The organism is Hephaestia sp. MAHUQ-44 (assembly GCF_023806085.1).
In the GTDB taxonomy this organism is placed as follows: Bacteria; Pseudomonadota; Alphaproteobacteria; order Sphingomonadales; family Sphingomonadaceae; genus Sphingomonas.
Genome location: NZ_JAMSLX010000002.1, coordinates 257,484 through 278,194, shown reverse-complemented (window position 1 = coordinate 278,194; position 20,711 = coordinate 257,484). Strand labels below are relative to the sequence as shown.

At 66.2% G+C, this 20,711-nt stretch carries 19 protein-coding genes; 14 read left to right on the top strand and 5 right to left on the bottom strand.

The annotated features are described in order from the left end of the window. Positions 1-184 precede the first annotated feature (184 nt). Positions 185-1,258, top strand: a complete 1,074-nt coding sequence (locus tag NFE57_RS03455) for an SPOR domain-containing protein (RefSeq protein ID WP_252134166.1) — start codon at positions 185-187, stop codon at positions 1,256-1,258. 19 nt (positions 1,259-1,277) lie between these two features. On the opposite strand, the gene serB is transcribed toward NFE57_RS03455, so the two are convergent. Beyond that, the gene (gene serB, locus NFE57_RS03450; RefSeq protein ID WP_382279479.1) at positions 1,278-2,162 is read right to left on the bottom strand and encodes a phosphoserine phosphatase SerB; all 885 of its coding nucleotides are present in this window, start codon (positions 2,160-2,162) and stop codon (positions 1,278-1,280) included. Between serB and miaA the strand changes: the two genes are divergently transcribed. From miaA to NFE57_RS03405, 9 genes are all read left to right on the top strand, one after another. Continuing rightward, positions 2,161-3,078, top strand: coding sequence for a tRNA (adenosine(37)-N6)-dimethylallyltransferase MiaA (gene miaA, locus NFE57_RS03445; protein WP_252134164.1), 918 nt, complete (start codon positions 2,161-2,163; stop codon positions 3,076-3,078). The two genes, serB and miaA, sit on opposite strands and share 2 nt — an antisense overlap. Positions 3,079-3,171: 93 nt before the next feature. Continuing rightward, the gene (gene ilvB, locus NFE57_RS03440) at positions 3,172-4,920 is read left to right on the top strand and encodes a biosynthetic-type acetolactate synthase large subunit (protein WP_252134163.1); all 1,749 of its coding nucleotides are present in this window, start codon (positions 3,172-3,174) and stop codon (positions 4,918-4,920) included. 86 nt (positions 4,921-5,006) lie between these two features. Continuing rightward, positions 5,007-5,522 (top strand): acetolactate synthase small subunit, encoded by a 516-nt coding sequence (gene ilvN / locus NFE57_RS03435; protein WP_252134162.1) that lies wholly within the window; start codon positions 5,007-5,009, stop codon positions 5,520-5,522. A gap of 172 nt (positions 5,523-5,694) precedes the next feature. Continuing rightward, positions 5,695-6,714 (top strand): ketol-acid reductoisomerase, encoded by a 1,020-nt coding sequence (gene ilvC / locus NFE57_RS03430; RefSeq protein WP_252134161.1) that lies wholly within the window; start codon positions 5,695-5,697, stop codon positions 6,712-6,714. Between the two features lie 166 nt (positions 6,715-6,880). Beyond that, on the top strand, positions 6,881-7,495 hold the full coding sequence (locus tag NFE57_RS03425; RefSeq protein WP_252134160.1) for a YceI family protein: 615 nt from the start codon (positions 6,881-6,883) through the stop codon (positions 7,493-7,495). Beyond that, entirely contained in the window at positions 7,492-8,097 is a 606-nt protein-coding gene (locus NFE57_RS03420) for a TMEM175 family protein (protein WP_252134159.1), read from the top strand. The genes NFE57_RS03425 and NFE57_RS03420 overlap by 4 nt, the downstream gene beginning before the upstream one ends. Before the next feature lie 205 nt (positions 8,098-8,302). Further along, the gene (leuA, locus tag NFE57_RS03415; protein WP_252134158.1) at positions 8,303-9,961 is read left to right on the top strand and encodes a 2-isopropylmalate synthase; all 1,659 of its coding nucleotides are present in this window, start codon (positions 8,303-8,305) and stop codon (positions 9,959-9,961) included. Positions 9,962-10,100: 139 nt separating this feature from the next. Then, the gene (gyrA, locus tag NFE57_RS03410) at positions 10,101-12,881 is read left to right on the top strand and encodes a DNA gyrase subunit A (protein WP_252134157.1); all 2,781 of its coding nucleotides are present in this window, start codon (positions 10,101-10,103) and stop codon (positions 12,879-12,881) included. Beyond that, complete coding sequence (locus NFE57_RS03405) at positions 12,878-13,222, top strand: DUF952 domain-containing protein (protein ID WP_353653860.1); 345 nt, start codon at positions 12,878-12,880, stop codon at positions 13,220-13,222. The genes gyrA and NFE57_RS03405 overlap by 4 nt, the downstream gene beginning before the upstream one ends. Here NFE57_RS03405 and NFE57_RS03400 read toward each other — a convergent pair. Next, positions 13,205-13,849 carry a lysoplasmalogenase family protein gene (locus tag NFE57_RS03400; RefSeq protein ID WP_252134155.1) on the bottom strand — a complete coding sequence of 215 codons (645 nt, stop codon included), beginning with the start codon at positions 13,847-13,849 and terminating at the stop codon, positions 13,205-13,207. The two genes, NFE57_RS03405 and NFE57_RS03400, sit on opposite strands and share 18 nt — an antisense overlap. Positions 13,850-13,914: 65 nt before the next feature. On the opposite strand from NFE57_RS03400, the gene trmFO reads away from it, so the two are divergent. Then, a complete protein-coding gene (gene trmFO / locus NFE57_RS03395; RefSeq protein WP_252134154.1) occupies positions 13,915-15,237 on the top strand; it encodes a methylenetetrahydrofolate--tRNA-(uracil(54)-C(5))-methyltransferase (FADH(2)-oxidizing) TrmFO in 1,323 nt (440 codons plus the stop codon). On the opposite strand, the gene NFE57_RS03390 is transcribed toward trmFO, so the two are convergent. Both NFE57_RS03390 and NFE57_RS03385 read right to left on the bottom strand, forming a co-directional pair. After that, positions 15,238-15,681 carry an EF-hand domain-containing protein gene (locus NFE57_RS03390; RefSeq protein WP_252134153.1) on the bottom strand — a complete coding sequence of 148 codons (444 nt, stop codon included), beginning with the start codon at positions 15,679-15,681 and terminating at the stop codon, positions 15,238-15,240. Positions 15,682-15,739: 58 nt separating this feature from the next. Beyond that, positions 15,740-16,441 carry a squalene/phytoene synthase family protein gene (locus NFE57_RS03385; RefSeq protein WP_252134152.1) on the bottom strand — a complete coding sequence of 234 codons (702 nt, stop codon included), beginning with the start codon at positions 16,439-16,441 and terminating at the stop codon, positions 15,740-15,742. A 122-nt stretch (positions 16,442-16,563) separates the two neighbouring features. Between NFE57_RS03385 and NFE57_RS03380 the strand changes: the two genes are divergently transcribed. From NFE57_RS03380 to NFE57_RS03370, 3 genes are read left to right on the top strand one after another with little or no spacing between them, the layout of a single operon-like run. After that, positions 16,564-18,054: a TadE/TadG family type IV pilus assembly protein gene (locus NFE57_RS03380; protein WP_286207619.1), complete on the top strand. Its 1,491-nt coding sequence runs from the start codon at positions 16,564-16,566 to the stop codon at positions 18,052-18,054. Continuing rightward, the gene (locus NFE57_RS03375) at positions 18,051-18,638 is read left to right on the top strand and encodes a TadE/TadG family type IV pilus assembly protein (protein WP_252134150.1); all 588 of its coding nucleotides are present in this window, start codon (positions 18,051-18,053) and stop codon (positions 18,636-18,638) included. The genes NFE57_RS03380 and NFE57_RS03375 overlap by 4 nt, the downstream gene beginning before the upstream one ends. After that, positions 18,635-19,267 (top strand): TadE/TadG family type IV pilus assembly protein, encoded by a 633-nt coding sequence (locus tag NFE57_RS03370; RefSeq protein ID WP_252134149.1) that lies wholly within the window; start codon positions 18,635-18,637, stop codon positions 19,265-19,267. Before NFE57_RS03375 ends, NFE57_RS03370 begins: the two co-directional genes overlap by 4 nt. Positions 19,268-19,298: 31 nt before the next feature. Here NFE57_RS03370 and NFE57_RS03365 read toward each other — a convergent pair whose 3' ends face one another. Continuing rightward, on the bottom strand, positions 19,299-20,711 hold the full coding sequence (locus NFE57_RS03365) for a pyruvate dehydrogenase complex E1 component subunit beta (protein ID WP_252134148.1): 1,413 nt from the start codon (positions 20,709-20,711) through the stop codon (positions 19,299-19,301).

Sequence of the window (20,711 nt, the reverse complement as noted above, 5' to 3'; positions counted from 1 at the left end):
TGAACACCCCCGAAACGATCCGGTTCCCGCCAATCGAGGTTAATGCCGATAATAATCGTAGGGGCGATCCCGATCGCGGCATCCCGCGCACCGCCAACAGCCAGGCCGGCCGCGAGGAATGCATTGCACCAGCGCGATTTCCCGCCAATACCGGCGTCGCACCACCGCCCCGACAGGAGCCGACATGATCCGCCTTCTCGCGCCCGCTCTCGCCGGCATCACTGGCCTCGCGCTCGCCGCCGCCGCAACCGCCACCCCGCAAACCGCGGCGAGCGACAATCCGGTCAAGGCCGGGGTCGATGCCTGGAGCAGGGGTGACGACGTCGCCGCGGTCAAGGCGTGGCGCGGTGCCGCCGAACGGGGCGATGCCGATGCGCAATTCAACCTCGGCCAAGCCTATAAGCTCGGCCGCGGGGTCGCCGCCAATCCGGCCGAGGCCGAGAAATGGTATCGCAAGGCCGCCGAGCAGGGCCATTATCAGGCCGAGGAGAATTACGGGCTCGCGCTGTTCCAGAACGGCAAGCGCACCGAAGCCGCGCCGTGGCTCGAAAAGGCGGCGATGCGCGGCGCACCGCGCGCGCAGCTCGTTTACGGCACGATGCTGTTCAACGGCGACGGCGGCCAGGCCAAGGATTGGGTCCGCGCCTATGCGTTGATGACGCGCGCATCGGGCTCGGGGCTGCCGCAGGCCAGCGAGACGCTTGCGAAAATGGACGAATTCATCCCGCAGGATCAGCGCCAGAAGGGGCTTGAGCTCGCGCGGGCCTATCAGGTGCAGGCGCAACGCTCTGCCCTGCCGCCCGAGGTATTGGCGTCGGCCAGCGGCGCCAAGCCACCGATCCGCACCGTAGCACTGCCCCCCTCGACCGCGACGGCAGCAACCCCGACGCATCAGCCCGGCGCGCCTTATGCAATCCCCGGCAGCACGCCGTCGACGCCAGTCGCCGCCCCGTCGACGCCGGCGCCCGTCGCCGCCACGCCCAGGCCCGCACCGCCGCGTCCCGCCACGGCCGCCCCGCAGCCCACGGGCAAGTGGCGCATCCAGCTTGGCGCGTTCGGCAACGAGGCCAATGCGCGCCGTCTGTGGGGCAGCATCCAGCCGCGCGTGAGCACGCTCGGCAACCGTCAGGCTTATTACGTCAAGGCGGGATCGGTGGTGCGGTTGCAGGCCGGCCCGTTCGCCTCGTCACGCGAGGCGGCGAGCGCCTGCGCCGCGGTCAAGGCGCGCGGCAGCGATTGCCTGCCGGTAGCGCCCTGATTCCGGTTCAGCTCGTGGGTCAGCCGCGCTCCCAATTCTCGCTCGGCACGCCCTGCGCATAGAGCAAGGCGGTGAGATCGGTATGGTCGAGTCGCGCGGCCGCTTCGGCGGCGACCACCGGCTTGGCGCGATAGGCAACGCCGAGCCCGGCCTTGCGGATCATCGGCAGGTCGTTGGCGCCGTCACCGACCGCGAGCGTCTGGGCGAGCGGGATGCCCAGCGCGGCGACGCTGTCGAGCAGCGCCTTTTCCTTCGCCGCCGAATCGACGATCGGTTTGGCGACGGTGCCGGTCAGCTTGCCGTCGGCGATCCCGAGGTCGTTCGCGAGCGCGCGATCGAAGCCGATCGCCGCGCCGACGCGATCGGCGAAGTGCGAGAAGCCGCCCGACACGAGCAGCGTGGTCGCGCCCAGCTGGCTTTTCATCGTGCGCACCAATGTCGCCGCCCCCGGCGTCGCGCGAATGCGCTCGGCGAGGCATTTGTCGATCACCGACGCATCGAGCCCCTTCAAGCGCGCCACCCGCTCATCGAGCGCCTGCGCGAAATCGAGTTCGCCGCGCATCGCGCGCTCGGTCACCGCCGCGATCTCGTCCTTGATCCCCGCATAATCGGCGAGTTCGTCGAGGCATTCGACGGTGATCATCGTCGAATCCATATCGGCGATCAGCAGCTTCTTTTCGCGGTTCGCCATCGGCTGGACGATCACGTCGGTGCGCGGCAGTGCGCCGTCGAGCGACTTGCGCGCGGTCGACGGCCCGCCTTGAAAAACGATGTCGGCGGCGCGCCCCTCATCGATGCGCAACGATAGCTGCGGGCCGCAACCCGCTTGCGCCAGACGGTCGCATAGGCTGGAAAGGTCGCCGGTGCTGATGTCACCGGCAGTGATCAACGTGGCGATGTAAATGACGGCCTCCTGTCCCCAATTTGTGGCGCTCATCGCAGGCCCGACGGCGAGCGGCAAGTCCGCGCTCGCGATCGCGCTGGCGGAGCGCCATCGCGGCACCGTGATCAACGCCGATTCGGCGCAGGTATACGCCGATCTGCGCGTGTTGACCGCCCGCCCCTCGCGCGCGGAAGAGGCGCGCGTGCCGCACCGTCTGTTCGGTTATATCGACGGTGCCGACGCCTGCTCGGCGGCACGCTGGGCGGCCGATGCGACCGCCGCGATCGCCGAGGCGCACGAGTCGGGCCGGCTGCCGATCCTCGTCGGCGGCACCGGGCTTTATCTGCGCACCTTGCTCGACGGCATCGCGCCGGTGCCCGAAATCGACCCGCAGGTCCGCGCCGAAGTCCGCGCGATGCCGGTCGCCGCCGCGCACGCCGCGCTCACCCGCGCCGATCCCGCCGCCGCCGCGCGGCTGGCGCCCGCCGATACGACTCGAGTCGCCCGTGCGCTCGAAGTGGTGCGCGCAACCGGCAGGCCGCTCGCCGACTGGCAAGCGACGCGCCACGGCGGGATCGGCGATCGGATCACGCTCCGGCCGCTGATCTTGTTGCCCGACCGCGACTGGCTGTTCGCGCGCTGCGATGCGCGGTTCGCGGCGATGCTCGACGACGGCGCGGGCGACGAGGTACGGCGGCTGCTCGCACGGACCGACCTGCCCGCCGCCGCGCCGATCCGTCGCGCGATCGGTGTGCCCGAGGTGACGGCATGGCTCACCGGCGCGTGCGACCGCGATGCAGCAATCGCCGCCGGCGCCATGGCCACACGGCGCTACGCCAAGCGGCAATATACCTGGTTTCGCAACCAGCCCCCCGCCGCCTGGCCCCGCACCGACGAGACAGAAACAGATCGTCGATTGGCCATTGTTGAAATATAATTATATAAACTACGGGTTGACGAGCATTTTTATAACGGTTAGCAGCCATCGCGTTCGCATGCTATTGCGGTGCGGCAAGAAAGGATTCTGACGATGGCTGGCAAAAGCGGTGCCGATATTCTGATCGAGGCGTTGTGCGATCTCGGCGTCGAGGTGGTGTTTGGCTATCCGGGCGGCGCGGTGCTGCCGATCTATGACGCGCTGTTCCAGCAGAACAGGATTCGCCACATCCTCGTGCGCCACGAACAGGCGGCGGCGCACGCGGCGGAAGGCTATGCGCGCTCGACGGGCAAGCCCGGCGTGGTGCTCGTCACTTCTGGCCCCGGCGCCACCAACACGATCACCGGCATCACCGATGCGCTGATGGATTCGATCCCGATGGTGGTCATCACCGGGCAGGTCCCAACCTCATTGATCGGCACCGATGCTTTCCAGGAAGCCGATACGGTCGGTCTCACGCGCCACTGCACCAAGCACAATTATCTGGTGAAGGATCCCGCGCGACTGGGCGAGGTGATCCACGAAGCGTTCCATATCGCAACCTCGGGTCGTCCCGGCCCAGTCGTGATCGACATTCCCAAGGACGTTCAGGTCGCGACCGCGCGCTACGCCGCACCGGGCCCGATCCGGCACAAGACGTATCTTCCCCCCAGCGCGCCCGAGCCGGCGCTGATCGACGCGGCGGTCGAAATGCTTGCGGCCGCCGAACGTCCGATCTTCTACACCGGCGGCGGGATCATCAATTCGGGCCCGGCGGCCAGCGCGCTGCTGCGCGAACTGGCTGCGCTCACCGGCGCGCCCGTCACCTCGACGCTGATGGGGCTCGGCGCGTTGCCCGCCTCGTCGGATCAGTGGCTGGGCATGCTCGGCATGCACGGCACCTACGAAGCCAATATGGCGATGAACAAGGCCGATCTGATCATCGCTTTGGGCTCGCGCTTCGACGATCGCGTGACCGGACGGCTCGATGCCTTCGCGCCGCATTCGAAGAAGATCCACGTCGATATCGATCGCTCGTCGATCAACAAGAACGTGCGCGTCGATCTCCCGATCGTCGCCGATGTCGGCCAGACGATCGAGGCGATGCTGCGCGTCTGGAAAGACCGTGGCCACGCCACGCCCGATCTCGGCGAATGGTGGCGCCGGATCGACGGCTGGCGCGCGACCAAAAGCCTCGATTTCCCCGAGACCGACCCCAAGGCGATCATGCCGCAGCGCGCGATCCGCGCGCTGTACGAGGCAACCAGGGCGGCCGCGCCGATCATCTCCACCGAGGTCGGCCAGCATCAGATGTGGGCGGCGCAGCATTTCGGCTTCGAGGCGCCCAACAAATGGCTGACCTCGGGCGGGCTCGGCACGATGGGCTATGGCCTGCCCGCCGCGATCGGCGCGCAGCTCGGCAATCCGGGCCGGCTGGTGATCGACATCGCGGGCGAAGCCTCGATCCAGATGAACATCCAGGAGATGGCCACCGCCACGCAATACCGCCTGCCGGTCAAGGTGTTCATCCTCAACAACCAATATATGGGGATGGTCCGCCAGTGGCAGGAACTGACCTATTCGAGCCGCTATGCCGAAAGCTACAGCGATTCGCTGCCCGATTTCATCAAGCTCGCCGAGGCCTATGGCTGGAAGGGTATCCGCATCGAGACGCGCGACCAGCTCGATCAGGGGATTGCCGATATGCTCGCCCATGACGGGCCGGTTATCGTCGATTGCATGGTGGCGCAGCTCGCCAATTGCTTCCCGATGATCCCATCGGGGGCCGCGCATACCGACATGATCCTGCAGGCGCACGAAGTGTCGGGAACGATGGACGACGAAGCCAAGGCACTGGTGTAACGCATCCCGGCGACGGGCCGGGATCGGGCGCGGCAAGCATGTGCTCAGAACAGGGAGACCTCGGCGGGCGCCGGGGTAACGAACGAATGCATATCAAGGAAGAAGCCATCGAGCGGCACACGCTGGCCGTGATCGTCGATAACGAGCCGGGGATTCTGGCGCGGATCGCCGGGCTGTTCACGGCGCGCGGCTACAATATCGAGAGCCTGACGGTGACCGATATCTCCGAGGACGATCTCGTCAGCCGGATCACGATCGTCACCTCGGCCTCGCCCAATGTGATGGAACAGATCATCGCCCAGCTCGAGCGGCTGGTCCCGGTCCACAAGGTTGCCGATCTGACCGCGCTGGGTCCGCACGTCGAGCGCGAGCTGGCGCTGGTCAAGGTCGCAGGCACGGGCGATCATCGCATCGAGGCGCTGCGCCTTGCCGATGTCTACCGGGCACGCGTCATCGACGCCACGATCGAGAGCTTTGTTTTCGAGGTCACCGGCAGTAGCGACAAGCTCGACACGTTCGTCAACCTGATGCGCGAGGTCGGCCTGGTCGACGTCGCGCGCACCGGCATCGTCGCGATCTCGCGCGGGCCGAAGGGGACGTAACCGAATCTCCTCTCCTTGTCCGGGAGAGGAAGGGCCCGTCGCGTCAGCGGCGGGAGGGCGAGCGTGAGACCCTCCCCGTCCCCGCCACCCTCACCAACACCGGCGGGCCGGCACCGGCTCGCCCTCGACATTTCTCCCCGGCGGGAGAAGCAAGCAAGAGAAGGGAAGGAATATGCGCGTTTATTACGATCGGGATGCCGATCTCAATCTGATTTCCGATAAGAAGATCGCGATCGTCGGCTATGGCAGCCAGGGCCATGCCCATGCGCAGAATCTGCGCGATTCGGGCGTCAAGCAGGTCGCGATCGCGCTGCGCGAAGGCTCGGCCAGCGCCGGTAAGGCCGAGGCCGCGGGCTTCAAGGTGATGACCAATGCCGAGGCCGCCAAATGGGCGGACATCGTCATGATCCTCGCGCCCGACGAACATCAGGCCGCGATCTGGGACGCCGACATCAAGGGCAACATCCGCTCGGGCGCCGCGATCGCGTTTGCCCACGGGCTCAATGTCCATTTCGGGCTGATCGATCCCCCCGCCGACATCGACGTCATCATGATCGCCCCCAAGGGCCCCGGCCACACCGTGCGCAGCGAATATGTGCGCGGCGGCGGCGTGCCCTGCCTGATCGCGGTCGATCAGGATGCCAGCGGCAACGCGCATGACATCGCCTTGGCCTATGCCAGCGGCGTCGGCGGCGGTCGGTCGGGGATCATCGAGACCAATTTCCGCGAGGAATGCGAAACCGACCTGTTCGGTGAGCAGGCCGTACTCTGCGGTGGCCTTACCCACCTCATCCAGGCCGGCTTCGAAACGCTGACCGAGGCCGGTTACGCCCCCGAAATGGCGTATTTCGAGTGCCTCCACGAAGTGAAGCTGATCGTCGATCTGATGTATGAGGGCGGGATCGCCAACATGCGCTATTCGATCTCGAACACCGCCGAATATGGTGACATCAAGACCGGCCCGCGGATCATCACCGACGAGACCAAGGCCGAGATGAAGCGCGTCCTCGCCGACATTCAGGCCGGCCGCTTCGTCAAGGATTTCGTGCTCGACAACCGCGCCGGCCAGCCCGAACTCAAGGCCAGCCGCAAGACCGCCGCCGCGCACCCGATCGAGAAGGTCGGTGCCGAGCTGCGCGCGATGATGCCCTGGATCGGCGCCAACCAGTTGGTCGACAAGGCCAAGAACTGATCGGATCGGCGGTCGCCGCCGTTCCCGTCACATCGTGCCGCGGGCCGCGCGCTCGCGGCACGAGGCGCCAGCCTGCGCTGGCATGACACGTCCTTTCGCCATCCCCGCTTTCGCGGGGGTGGCGATTTGGCGTATGACGCCCCCGCAACAATCGGGAGTCGTGCTCATGCGCTTGGTATTCGCTTCGCTTCTCGCCGTCGCCGCCGTCCCCGTCCTCGCGCAGAATATGCCGACCGAGGCGCCCGGCGCGCCCGATCCGGCGCGCGTCGTCGCGGGCACCTACGATGTCGATGCCGATCACACGCAAGTGCTGTTCACCGTCACGCATCTCGGCTTCAGCACCTATACCGGCATGTTCATCGCACCGACCGGCACGCTGACGATCGATCCCAGAAATCCTTCGGCCGCGACCGTCGACATCACCTTCCCGATCGCCAAGGTGCGCACCACCGCCGCCGGGCTCGACGAGCATCTCCAGAATGCCGATTTCTTCGACGCCGCCAAATTCCCGACCGGCCATTTCGTCTCGACCAAGGTGACGATCGCCAACGAGACCGCGCAGATCGACGGCAATCTGACGCTCAAGGGCGTCACCCGGCCGGTCACGCTCGACGCGCAATTCGTCGGCGCGGGCAAGAGCCCGATGGGGCCGCCCAAGGTCAATGTCGGCTTTGCCGCGACGACCACGATCAAGCGCAGCGATTTCGGGATCAGCTACGGCATTCCGCTCGTCTCCGACGAAGTGTTGCTGACGATCAACGCGGCGTTCGTCCAACGGTGAGCGAGGCCGGCGAAGGCGCGCGCAGCGTCGGCCGGGTCGAGGCGTTTTCAGACGGCGTGGTCGCGATCATCATCACGATCATGGTGCTCGAACTCCACCCGCCGGTCGCACCCGAATTCGGCCGGCTGTGGACGCTGTGGCCGGTGTTTCTCGCCTACGCGCTGAGCTACGCCTATGTCGCGATCTACTGGGTCAATCACCATCGGCTGTTCGGCCATGCGACGCGCGTCACCAACGCGCTCGTCTGGTCCAACATGGCGCTGCTGTTCACGCTGTCGCTGGTCCCCTTTTCGACCTCGTATCTCGGTGAGCATCATTTCAGCCGCGCAGCGACATGGCTCTATCTCGCGACGATGCTGCTCCCCGCCTTTGCCTATGTCTGGCTGCAAACCGTGATCCGCCGCACCGGCAGTCAAAGCGCCGAGGCGAGCGCCTATCACCGCCGGACGACGCGCAAGGGCATGGCGGCGGCGGCCATCTATGTCGCCGGGGGCGTGCTGACCTTCGCCTCCCCCTGGTTCGGGATCGTCGCGGCAGTGATCGTCGCGATCTTCTGGTTCCTGCCGTTCAGCCCCGTCGATCGCCTGTTTGGCCGCGCGTGAAACTACAAATACTGGACAAGCCGGCCCGGCTGCGTCATTGGTCGCGCGATATGACGCTGACCGCGCTTCTTCTTCCGCTGCGACTTACCCGCCCTTAGGCGGAACGATCCGGCGCGTGCGCGCTCCCGCCTAAGGGCTGTTTGCTTTCGATACCGATCCGCCATGCGGCCCGGCGGCCGCGGGCGTCACCGTGACAGGACATCCCATGCTGAGCGACCCGAGCGTCAAATACCGGCCCTTCCCCCAGATCGATCTGCCCGATCGACAATGGCCGAACAACACCATCACCAAGCCGCCGCGCTGGCTGTCGACCGACATGCGCGACGGCAATCAGGCGCTGATCGATCCGATGGACGCCGAGAAGAAGCGCCGCTTCTTCGATCTGCTGGTCAAGGTCGGGCTCAAGGAGATCGAAGTCGGCTTCCCGAGCGCGGGCGCGACCGAGTTCGATTTCATTTCGGGCCTCGTCCAGTCAGGCAGCGTCCCCGACGACGTTATCGTCCAGGTGCTCACCCAGTCGCGCCGCGACCTGATCGAAACGACCTTCCAGAGCCTGGTCGGCGCCCCGCGCGCGATCGTTCATCTCTACAATGCGGTATCGCCGGCGTGGCGCAAGATCGTGTTCGGGATGAGCCGCGAGGAAGTGAAGCGGATCGCCGTCGAGGGCGTCAAGGTGCTGCGCGACGAAGCCGCGAAACAGCCGAACACCGACTGGCATTTCGAATACAGCCCCGAGACCTTCTCGACCGCCGAGCTCGATTTCTCGGTCGAGGTCTGCGAGGCGGTGATGGACGTGCTCCTGCCCACCCCCGAGCGGCCGCTGATCCTCAACCTGCCGGCGACGGTCGAATGCGCGACCCCCAACATCTATGCCGATCAGATCGAATGGTTCTGCCGCAACATCCGCAACCGCGACAGCGTGGTGATCTCGCTCCACCCGCATAACGATCGCGGCACCGGCGTCGCGGCGGCCGAACTGGGGCTGATGGCGGGCGCCGATCGCGTCGAGGGCTGCCTGCTGGGCAATGGCGAGCGCACCGGCAATTGCGATCTCGTGACGGTCGCGCTCAACATGTACACGCAAGGGCTCCACCCCGGCCTCGATTTCTCGAACATCGACGAGGTCGTCAACACGGTCAATTATTGCACCAACCTGCCGGTCCACCCGCGCACGCCCTATGCCGGCGATCTGGTGTTCACCGCGTTTTCGGGCAGCCATCAGGACGCGATCAAAAAGGGCTTTGCCGCGCAGGAAGCGCGCAACGATGAGTTTTGGGAAGTCCCCTATCTGCCGATCGACCCCAAGGATCTGGGCCGCGATTACGAGGCGGTGATTCGTGTCAATTCGCAGTCGGGCAAGGGCGGCGTCGCCTGGGTGATCGAGCAGGACAAAGGGCTGAAGCTCCCCAAGCGGCTCCAGGCCGCGTTCAGCCGCCACGTCCAGCAGCTCGCCGACGAATCGAGCCGCGAGCTCAACGCCGACGATATCTGGCAGTTGTTCAAGCGCACCTATTTGCCCGGCGACAAGGATCGCTTCGTGCTGGTCGATTACGAGGAAAGCGGCCCCACCGGCCAGCGCGCCTTCGTCGGCCGGATCGCGATCGACGGCGAGGAACGCTCGGTGAGCGGGCGCGGCAACGGCCTGATCTCAAGCGTCGTCATCGCGCTGCGCGATGCCTGCGGGGTCGCGCTCGAGGTTGCCGATTACAATGAACATGCGATCGGTCAGGGCTCGGAGGTCGCCGCGGCGGCCTATCTCGAATGCACCACGCCCGATGGCCGCACGGTGTTCGGCGTCGGCCGCGATACCGATATCGCCACTGCCTCGGTGCGTGCGGTTCTGAGCGCCGCCAACGCGCTCTGATCCGGCCCCGTCACCCCGGACCCGTTCCGGGGTGACGGGCGCTTCCCGCACGCGCGCGCGCCCATGCGCGCGTGACATTGGGCCCGCGAACGGCTAGACCGGAGTCCAACCGAAACACCATTTCCGAAAGCACCAAAACTTGACCGACGAGACCGTCCTCGGCGACCCTTCGGACATTACCCCCATTTCCATCGTCGAGGAGATGAAGACCTCCTACCTCGACTACGCGATGAGCGTGATCGTGGCGCGCGCGCTGCCCGACGTGCGCGACGGGTTGAAGCCGGTGCACCGGCGCATTCTATATTCGGCGAGCGAAAGCGGCTTCTATTACAACCGCCCCTATCGCAAATCGGCGCGCATCGTCGGTGACGTGATCGGTAAATATCACCCGCATGGCGATACCGCGATCTACGACGCTCTGGCGCGTCTGACGCAGGATTGGTCGATGCGGCTGCCGCTGATCGACGGCCAGGGCAATTTCGGCTCGATGGACCCCGATCCGCCCGCGGCGATGCGCTACACCGAGGCGCGTCTCGCCAAGGTCGCGAACGCGCTGCTGACCGATCTCGACAAGGATACGGTCGATTTCCAGCCCAATTACGACGGCAGCGAGAGCGAGCCGCAGGTGCTTCCGGCGGCGTTCCCCAACCTGCTCGTCAACGGCGCCGGCGGCATCGCGGTCGGCATGGCGACCAATATCCCGCCGCACAATCTGGGCGAGGTCATCACCGCGTGCCTCGCCTATATCGATAACGGCGCGATCACCGTCGACGAGCTAATGGAGATCGTGCCCGCGCCCGATTTCCCCACCGGCGCGCTGATCCTCGGCCGCGCGGGCGCGCGCTCGGCCTATCACACCGGCCGCGGCTCGATCATCGTCCGCTCGCGCCATGTCATCGAGGAAGGCCGCGCGGCCCGCGGCGAGGCCCGCCGCTCGATCGTGCTCACCGAAATCCCGTACCAGCAGGGCAAGAACGCGCTGGTCGAAAAGATCGCCGAGGCCGCCAAGGACAAAAGGATCGAGGGCGTCAGCGACATTCGCGACGAATCGAACCGCGAAGGCGTGCGGATCGTCATCGACCTCAAGCGCGACGCGACCCCCGAGGTCGTGCTCAACCAATTGTGGCGGCACACCCCCGCGCAGGGGTCGTTTCCGGCCAACATGCTCGCGATCCGCGGCGGCCGTCCCGAAACGCTCAACCTGCGCGACATCATCGAATCGTTCGTCAAGTTCCGCGAAGAGGTCATCACCCGGCGCGCCAAATTCGAACTGCTCAAGGCCCGCGAGCGCGCCCATATCCTGCTCGGCCTCGTCATCGCGGTCACCAATCTCGACGAAGTCGTCCGCATCATCCGCGGCTCGTCGAGCCCGGCCGCGGCGCGCGCCGCCTTGCTCGCGCGCGAATGGCCGATCGCCGAGATCGCGCCCTATATCCGGCTGGTCGAGGCGGTCGAAACCGAAATTGCCGGCGACACCTACAGGCTCTCCGAAATCCAGGTCCGCGCGATCCTCGATCTGCGCCTGCACCGCCTCACCGCGCTGGGCCGCGACGAGATCGGCGACGAATTGCAGCAGCTTGCCGAATCGATCGCCGAACTGCTCGACATCCTGTCGAACCGCGAGAAGCTCTACGGCGTGATGCGGGGCGAACTGGCCGCGATCCGCGACGAATTCGCCACCCCGCGCCGCTCGGAAATCACCGGCGCTGCCGACGGGATCGAAGACGAAGACCTGATCGAGCGCGAGGACATGGTCGTCACCGTGACGATGGAAGGCTATATCAAGCGCACCCCGCTCGATACCTTCCGCGCCCAGCGCCGCGGCGGCAAGGGCCGCGCCGGCATGGCGACCAAGGACGAGGACGTCGTCACCGAACTGTTCGTTACCAGCACGCACACACCCGTTCTCTTCTTCTCGACGCTGGGCAAGGTCTATCGCCTCAAGGTCTGGCGCCTGCCCGAAGGCGGCCCGACCACGCGCGGGCGGCCGCTCGTCAACCTGCTGCCGCTCGGCGAGGGCGAGACGATCTCGACCGTGCTGCCGCTGCCCGAGGACGAGGCCGAATGGGGCGCGCTCCACGTCATGTTCGCGACCGCCAAGGGCTCGGTGCGCCGCAACTCGATGGATGCGTTCACCAACGTGCCGTCGAACGGCAAGATCGCGATGAAGTTCGAAGGCGAGGATGAGGATGATCGCCTGATCGGCGTTGCCTTGCTCGGCGAGATCGACGACGTGCTGCTCGCCACGCGCGCGGGCAAGGCGATCCGTTTCCGCGGCGACGACGTCCGCGCCTTCCAGAGCCGCAACTCGACCGGGGTGCGCGGTATCCGGCTGGCGAAGGGCGACGAGGTCATCTCGCTGTCGATCCTCCATCGCGGCGGAATGCACGATCAGGACGAGCGCGAGGATTATCTGCGCTTCGCCCCCTGGAAGGCCGATCGCGAGGGCGCCCCCGAAATGGCGCCCGAGCGCTTCGCCGAACTGGCCGAACGCGAACAGTTCATCCTCACGGTGTGCGCCAACGGCTATGGCAAGCTGAGCTCGGCCTATGAATATCGCCGCACCGGCCGCGGCGGCCAGGGCATCACCAATATCGACAATATCCCGCGCAACGGCCTCGTCGTCGCGAGCTTCCCGGCGACGCGCGCCAACCAGCTCATGCTTGTCACCAATCAGGCCAAGCTGATCCGGATGCCGCTCGATTCCTTGCGCGTCATCGGCCGCGGCTCGGCGGGCGTGCGGCTGTTCGACGTCGCCGACGACGAACACGTGGTCTCCGCCGCGCGGCTCGACGAGAGCGAGGACGAAGAGGTCGAGGGCGACGCCGAGGCGATACTCGCCGATGCCGATGCCGCTACCGATACACCCCCCGCAGCGGGCGACGCCGACGAGGATATCGGGCCAGAGCAGGACGCGTGACGCCGTCGGTCGCTTACAAGATATTGACCGAGCCCCAGATGAAGGCGCTGGAAACCGGCGCCTTCACCGGGGCGCCGGTCGATCTGGCCGACGGTTATATCCACCTCTCGACCGCCGATCAGCTCGCCGGGACGATCGCGAAGCATTTCGCCGGCCAGCCCGACCTGTGGCTCGCCACGGTCGATCTCGACGCGCAGGATGCCCCGGTAAAATGGGAACCCTCGCGCGGCGGCGCGCTGTTCCCACACCTTTACGGCACGCTGCTGCTTGAAACCGTCGTCGCCTACGGCCCGCTCGCCTACGAGCCCGACGGCACGATCCGCCTACCCGTCGCGGGCTGAGCGCACGCTGAGCGCCCCCACCACGCCAATCGCGATCAACGCCTGCCCCGCGAAATAAAACGGCCACACCAGCACGGTCGGCACGAACGAGCCAGCCAGCGGCCCGAAGCGCGCGAAGATCAGCAGGTCCGACGCCACAAACAGCATCGCGCCGAGGCCGGTGCGATAGCGCGGGAAGCGGCTGGTCCATGCCATCGCGGCCATCAGGCCGAGGATCGCAGCATAGATCCCCACCGTCACCGCATCGCTGCCCCCGCCAACCAGCGCGACCGAAATCACCACCGTCGCGGGCGCGATCAGCCAGCCGAGTGCGCGCTGGCTCGGGGTGAGCGCCGTGCGCCGATGCCGCAGGTAGAGCCCGATCGCGACCAGATGCCCGGCGAGGAACGCCGCCGCCCCCGCGATCATCCCGGTCGCCTCGAGCAGCACGTCGCCTGCCGCACCCAAGGCCAGCACGATCGCGATCAGCCAGCCATCGAGATCGCGCGCCTCGCTCGCCGCCCATGCCGCGAGCAGGGCGACTCCGGCCCCTTTCCACGCGATCGTTGCCGGCCCTTGCCAGCCGAACCACGCGACGAGGCAATAGGAGCCCCCCGCCACCAGCGCCGCCCACAGCAATCCCCGCATCGATCCCCTCCCCCTCGTTTCCGCACAGCTTGTCTTGTCACCGCGACAATGCCAAGCGCCAACCCATGACCAGCTACGACGTTCACATCATCGGCGGCGGCCTCGCCGGGTCCGAAGCCGCTTGGCAGTTGGCCGAAGCAGGCTGGAAGGTCCGCCTCTCCGAAATGCGCGGTTCGGGCGAGATGACCCCCGCGCACCAGACCGACGGCCTCGCCGAACTGGTCTGTTCGAACAGCTTCCGGTCGGACGATGCGACCAGCAACGCGGTCGGGCTGCTCCACGCCGAAATGCGCGACCTGGGCTCGCTCATCATGCGCGAGGGCAGCGCGCATAAGGTACCCGCGGGCTCCGCGCTCGCGGTCGACCGCGATGGTTTTTCGGCTGGCGTCACCGCCGCACTGGCGGCCCATCCCAACATCTCGATTCATCGCGAGAAGATCGATGACCTGCCCGCCGAAGGCCTCGCGATCGTCGCCACCGGCCCACTCACCGCGCCGGGCCTCGCCGCCAGCATCGGCACCGCGACGGGCGCCGACAGCCTCGCCTTTTTCGATGCGATCGCGCCGATCGTCTATCGCGACAGCATCGACTTCGACGTCGCGTGGTTCCAGTCGCGGTGGAACAAAGGCGACGGCAAGGATTACATCAACTGCCCGCTCGACAAGGCACAGTATCTCGCGTTCCACCAGGGCCTGCTTGACGGCGAGAAGACCGAATTCCGCGAGTGGGAGAAGGACACGCCCTATTTCGAGGGCTGCATGCCGATCGAGGTGGCGGCGACGCGCGGGCTGGATACGCTGCGCTACGGCCCGATGAAGCCGGTCGGGCTCGACGATCCGCGCACCGGGCGCTGGCCCTATGCCGTCGTCCAGCTGCGGCAGGACAATGCCAGCGCCACGCTGTGGAACATCGTCGGCTTCCAGACCAAGCTCAAGCACGCCGAGCAGGTGCGACTGTTCCGGACGATTCCGGGGCTCGAAAATGCCGAATTCGCGCGGCTCGGCGGGCTGCATCGCAACACCTTCATCCGCTCGCCCGAATTACTCGACCCGACACTGCGGCTCAAATCGCGCCCCAACATCCGGTTCGCGGGGCAGATCACCGGCTGCGAGGGCTATGTCGAAAGCGCGGCGATCGGGCTGCTTGCGGGGCGTTTCGCCGCCGCCGAACTGGCCGGCCGCACGCTGGCGCCGCCGCCGCCCGCCACGGCGTTCGGCGCGCTGCTCGGCCACATCACCGGCGCCGCCGAGGCCGAGACCTACCAGCCGATGAACGTCAATTTCGGGCTGTTTCCGCCGATCGAAGGCCGCACCAAAAAGGCCGACCGCAAGAAGCTCTACACCGCACGCGCGCGCGAGGCACTCGCCGGGTGGATCGCGAATTTCTAATCAGCCGTCGTCTTCCTTACAGACGCACTTCGGCTTCGGCTTGGTTTTGGGGCGCGTGGTCGCGAACTCTGCGCGGGTGAGCGTGCCCGATTTGTCGGCATCGGCCTTGGCGAATTTCCGGCTGGTTGCGATCGCCCACTCGTCGAAGCTCAACCGCCCATCATGGTTGGTATCGAGCTTGGCAAAGGCCTTGCGCCGTGAGGCGAGCAGTTCCTCGCGCGTGATGCTGTCGTCATGATCCTTGTCGTACCGGTCGAAGCGCTTTTCCTCACGCGTCCGTTCGCTCGCCTCGGGGGCTGACTCGGGCAAGGGCGCGGCCATGGCGCGCGGTGCGGGTGGTGGCGGCGGGGGCAAGACCGGCGCGGTCGCCTGGCTCCCGAACACGAACAGACCTGCCGCGCCCAGCAGCAACACCGCGCCGCCGCCCGCCAGAATGCGCCACATCGCCGATCTCCCCCTTGATCGAACGATAGCGTAGCGCAGCGCCCGCCTCAGATCAAAATCAGCGCCCGGTGAGCCGGTGCCACAACAATCGCGCAACCCGGCGCGGCGCGCCCTTGGCCGGGCGCTCCCCCACCGGCGTCGCCAGATCGAGCCGCGCGAGATGCACCAGCGCGCCCAGCGTGCGCACAGCGCGCGGCCAGTCGGCCTCGGCAGCACCATCGAGCCGCACCTGCGCCAGCGCCCGCGCGCGCTCGATCAGCGCCGGATCGCTGACATGGAATGCGAGATCGGCGAGCGCCCACCCCTCGCCCGCCGGCGCGATCGCGGGCCGATCGACCCCCGATATCGTTGCCGTGAGCGTGAACAGCCGCCCGCCGCGTTCGGCCGCGTAGCGCACCAGCCCTGCCTCATCGAGATCAGGCTCGAGCAATTCTTCCCATCCCGCCACCAGTTCGGCGAGATCGGCCCCTGACACCCCCTCGCACAGCACCGTCGCCGCCAGCGCCGACAGCACCGGTTCGGCCGGCGGCGGGGCGCTGTCGAGCCGCGTCAACGCGTCGTACCACCAGGTCAGACGCATCTGGCCGAGCATCGGTTCGCTGGTCGTGCGCAAGACATCGGCAAGCGTCGCATCGAGCGCGAACAACGCGGTCAGCGCCGCGCGATGCGGCCGCAGGGCATAAGTGATTGCAAGCGCCTGTTCGGGATCGGAGATGGGGCCAGGGTCCGGAGTCGTCATCAGGCGGGGTTGGCGTTTCATGGCGCCGCTCGCAAGCCCCGTCCTGCCCGCGGCATTCCATTAACCATACCGTTTGATGAGGATTTATTGTTTCACCATGTAGGAGGGCCGCTGGATGGAACCGTTTAGCGGGGCAAATACGCATGGCCGGCTCGTGGGGAAGTGTGCGCCGACAAGCGCTGACGTTCTTGCGCGCACTTGTCGGAAACAATCGGGGAAACACGCTCGTCTTCGTGGCGGCGGCAATGATTCCCCTGATGGCGATCATTGGTGGCGGCGTTGATACAGCGCGCGGCTATCTGGCGAAGGAACGCCTTCAGCAGGCGTGCGACGCGGGCTCGCTCGCCGGGCGTCGCGCGATGTCCAATGGCGAATTGACCGCGCTGGTCAGGTCCGAGACCGCGAAATTCATCGATTTCAACTTCCCCCAGGAATCGTACAAGACGGCTGCTTTTACGCCCAATCTCAGCACCCCCGATCCCAGCACGCTGGCGATCAGCATCGATACGTCGCTGCCGACGACGATCATGGCGCTGTTCGGCTATCACCGGATTCCGCTGCACGTCGAATGCGAGGCGTCGCAGAATTTCATCAATACCGATGTGATGCTGGTGCTCGATACGACCGGGTCGATGGACGACAAGGTCAACGGCGTGAAGAAAATCGTCGCGCTGCGCGAGGCGGTGATGGCGCTCTACAATCAGCTCAAGCCGATCCAGACCCAGCTCGAAAGCCACCAGATGCGGCTGCGCTACGGCATCGTGCCCTATTCGAGCACGGTCAATGTCGGGAAGCTGCTGCCGACGAGCTATATCCGCACCAGCACGCCCTATCTGGTCGAATCGTGCAAGGGGAAGAATTGCTCTTATACCAACACGGTGCGCGACGTGAGCGCCTATGTCACCGGTTCGAGCAAGAGCCTGTGGGGCGGCTGTATCGAGGAACGCGCGACCGTCAGCACGATCACGGGCAGCTCGAACTATAGTGTGCCGGCCAACGCGCTCGATCTCAATCTCTCGCTCGTCCCCTCGGGCAATGCGTCGAGCACGTCCAAATGGCCTCCCTATCTGCCCGACCTTCAGGCCGGGAAATCGCAATCCGCCTGCCCCACCGAAGCGACGCGGCTCAAGACGTTCGCGACGGCCTCGGACATGCAGACAGCGGTCAACAAGCTCACCCCCGACGGCGGCACCTATCATGATATCGGCATGATCTGGGGCGGGCGCTTCCTCGCGCGTGACGGCATCTTCGCCGCCGACAACCCCGCAACCTACAATGGCATGCGGGTCAACCGGCACGTCATCTTCATGACCGACGGCATCCTCGATACCGGCGCCACGCTCTACAGCGCTTATGGGGTCGAACAATATCAAGGGCGCGTCTCGGGCGGCTACTCGACCAAAGCCGATCTCAATGCGCGCCACCGCAAACGCTTCCAGATCATGTGCAATGAGCTGAAAGGCCAGCCCGACGTGACCATCTGGGTGATCGGGTTCGACACCACGATGTCGAGCGAGTTGACCGAATGCGCGTCAAGCCCCGACAAAGCCGTCAGCACCACCAATCGCGACGAATTGATCGATCAGTTCACGCTGATCGGCAAGAATATCGGTGCGCTGAGGCTCAGCCAATGATCGCGCGCGCCGTGTTCCGGCATCTGCACCGCGATCGTCGCGGCGCAACGATCGTCGAGTTCGCGCTCGTCCTGCTGCCGCTGATGATGGTGATCATCGGCGGGTTCGATCTCGGCTATCGCATGTATATCTCGGCCGTCGCCCAGGGCGCGGTGCGCGACGCGGCCCGGCTGGGGACGACCGGCGCCACCGCCGGCACCGCCATCGACGCCCATGTCAAAAGCGTGTTGTCGAGCGTCGTCTCCCCGTCGGCGGTCACGATCACCAAGAAAAGCTATCTCAACTTCGCCAACGTCCGACAGCCCGAGCGTATCACCAGTGATCGGGCGCCCTTCGGCCGCAACGACGGCGAGGATTGCTTCGAGGACGCCAACGGCAACGGCGTATGGGATAGCGATGGCGGCAAGGAAGGTCTGGGCGGGTCGGACGATATCGTCTCCTACCATGTCCAGGTCGCCTACAAGCCGTTCTTCCCGGTCGAAAAGCTGCTCCATTGGGCAGGGCTCGAGACGATCGACGTGTTCACGGTGATGCGCAACCAGCCCTTTGCCACCCAGGCGGGCGCGCAGACGGTGTGCCCATGATCCGCAACCCTCGGCTCCTCCGCACGCTCGGCCAAACCCTGCCGCGCGACGTCTCGGGCGTCGCGCTGATCGAATTTGCGATCGGCCTGCCGTTCATCCTGCTGATCGCGTGTACGGGGATGGAAACCGCGAATTACGTGCTGGCTCATCTGCGCGTCAGCCAGATCGCCCTGACCACCGCCGACAATGCGGCGCGCGTCCGCATCCAGGTCGACGAATCGGATGTGAACCAGATGTTCGCGGGGGATCGCGAGATCGGCAGCGCCATCGGATTCGCGAACCAGGGCCGCGTGATCCTGTCGAGCCTGAGTCCCAACCCGGCCGCAACCGGGCAATGGATCAATTGGCAGCGCTGCTTCGGCGCGCTCAATGTCGCGTCGCGTTACGGTGCTGAAGGCAAGGGCAAGAACGACGCGTCGCTCCCCGCGATGGGCACGGGCGCCCATCGCATCGCCGCAGCGCCGGGTACCGCGGTGATGTTCGTCGAAGTCAATTACCGCTATCGGTCACTGTTTCCGGGCTCGCCGATCGCAGGCAAGATCATCCACTTCGAATCGGCGATGAACGTGCGCGAGCGGACCAACCAGACGATCTCGAACAACGCCGCCTCGGTGCGCGCCACCTGCTGACCGCCGGCCCCTGCCGACGGTCAGCGCGGCATCACCCCTTGTAGCAGACCTTCCGCACCGCCTGCACGACCTTGTCGCTATCGACCAGCATCAGCTTTTCGAGGTTGGCAGCATAAGGCATCGGTACGTCCTCGTTGGTCACGCGCAGCACCGGCGCATCGAGGTCGTCGAAACCGTCTTCCATGCAGATCGCCGAGATTTCGGACGCGATCGAGCAGGTCGGCCAGCCTTCCTCGACCACCACGACGCGATTGGTCTTGGCGAGGCTCTTGAGCACCGTCTGTTTGTCGAGCGGGCGCAGCGTGCGCAGATCGACCACTTCGGCGTCGATCCCCTCGCCCGCCAGCTTGTCGGCCGCCTCGAGCGCGATGCCGACGCCGATCGAATAGCTGACCAGCGTCACGTCCTTGCCTGCCCGCATGATCCGCGCCTTGCCGATCGGCAGCACGAAATCGTCGATCTTGGGCACTTCGAACGTGCGGCCATAGAGCAGTTCGTTCTCAAGGAACACGACCGGGTCTTCGCTGCGGATCGCGGCCTTGAGCAGGCCCTTGCTGTCCTGCGCGTCGTAGGGCGCGATCACGACCAGGCCGGGAACGCTGGCGTACCACGGCCCGAAATTCTGCGAATGCTGCGCGGCGACGCGGCTCGCCGCGCCGTTGGGCCCGCGGAACACCATCGGGCAGCGCATCTGGCCGCCCGACATGTAATTGGTCTTGCCCGCCGAGTTGATGACGTGGTCGATCGCCTGCATCGCGAAGTTGAAGGTCATGAACTCGACGATCGGCCTGAGGCCGCCCATCGCCGCGCCGGTGCCCAGCCCGGCAAAGCCGTATTCGGTGATCGGCGTATCGACGACGCGCTTGTCGCCAAACTCTTCGAGCAGGCCCTGCGTCACTTTGTACGCGCCCTGATATTGCGCGACTTCCTCGCCCATCACGAACACGCGCGGGTCGGCGCGCATTTCCTCGGCCATCGCGTCGCGCAGCGCTTCGCGAAGCGTCATCTTGACCATCTCGGTGCCCGCCGGAATCTCGGGGCTGTCGACCTCGGCATCGTGGCTGGCGGCGTCGTACATCTTGCGCGCGCCGGTCTCCACCTTGTGCGGGGTCGGGCTTGCGGGCGCGGCCGGTGCCGCGACGGCGGGCGCAGCAGCGGCGACAGCGGTCGCGGCAGGTGCCGGCACCGCGGTCGCATCCTCACCGTCCTCCGCAAGCATCGCGATCACCGCGCCGACCTTCACGCCGTCGGTCCCCTCGGGCACCAGGATCTTCGCGATCACGCCTTCGTCGACCGCCTCGAATTCCATCGTCGCCTTGTCGGTTTCGATCTCGGCCATGATGTCGCCGGATTTGACGCTGTCGCCTTCCTTGACGAGCCATTTGGCCAGCGAGCCCTCTTCCATCGTCGGCGACAGCGCGGGCATCTTGATCTCGATCGCCAT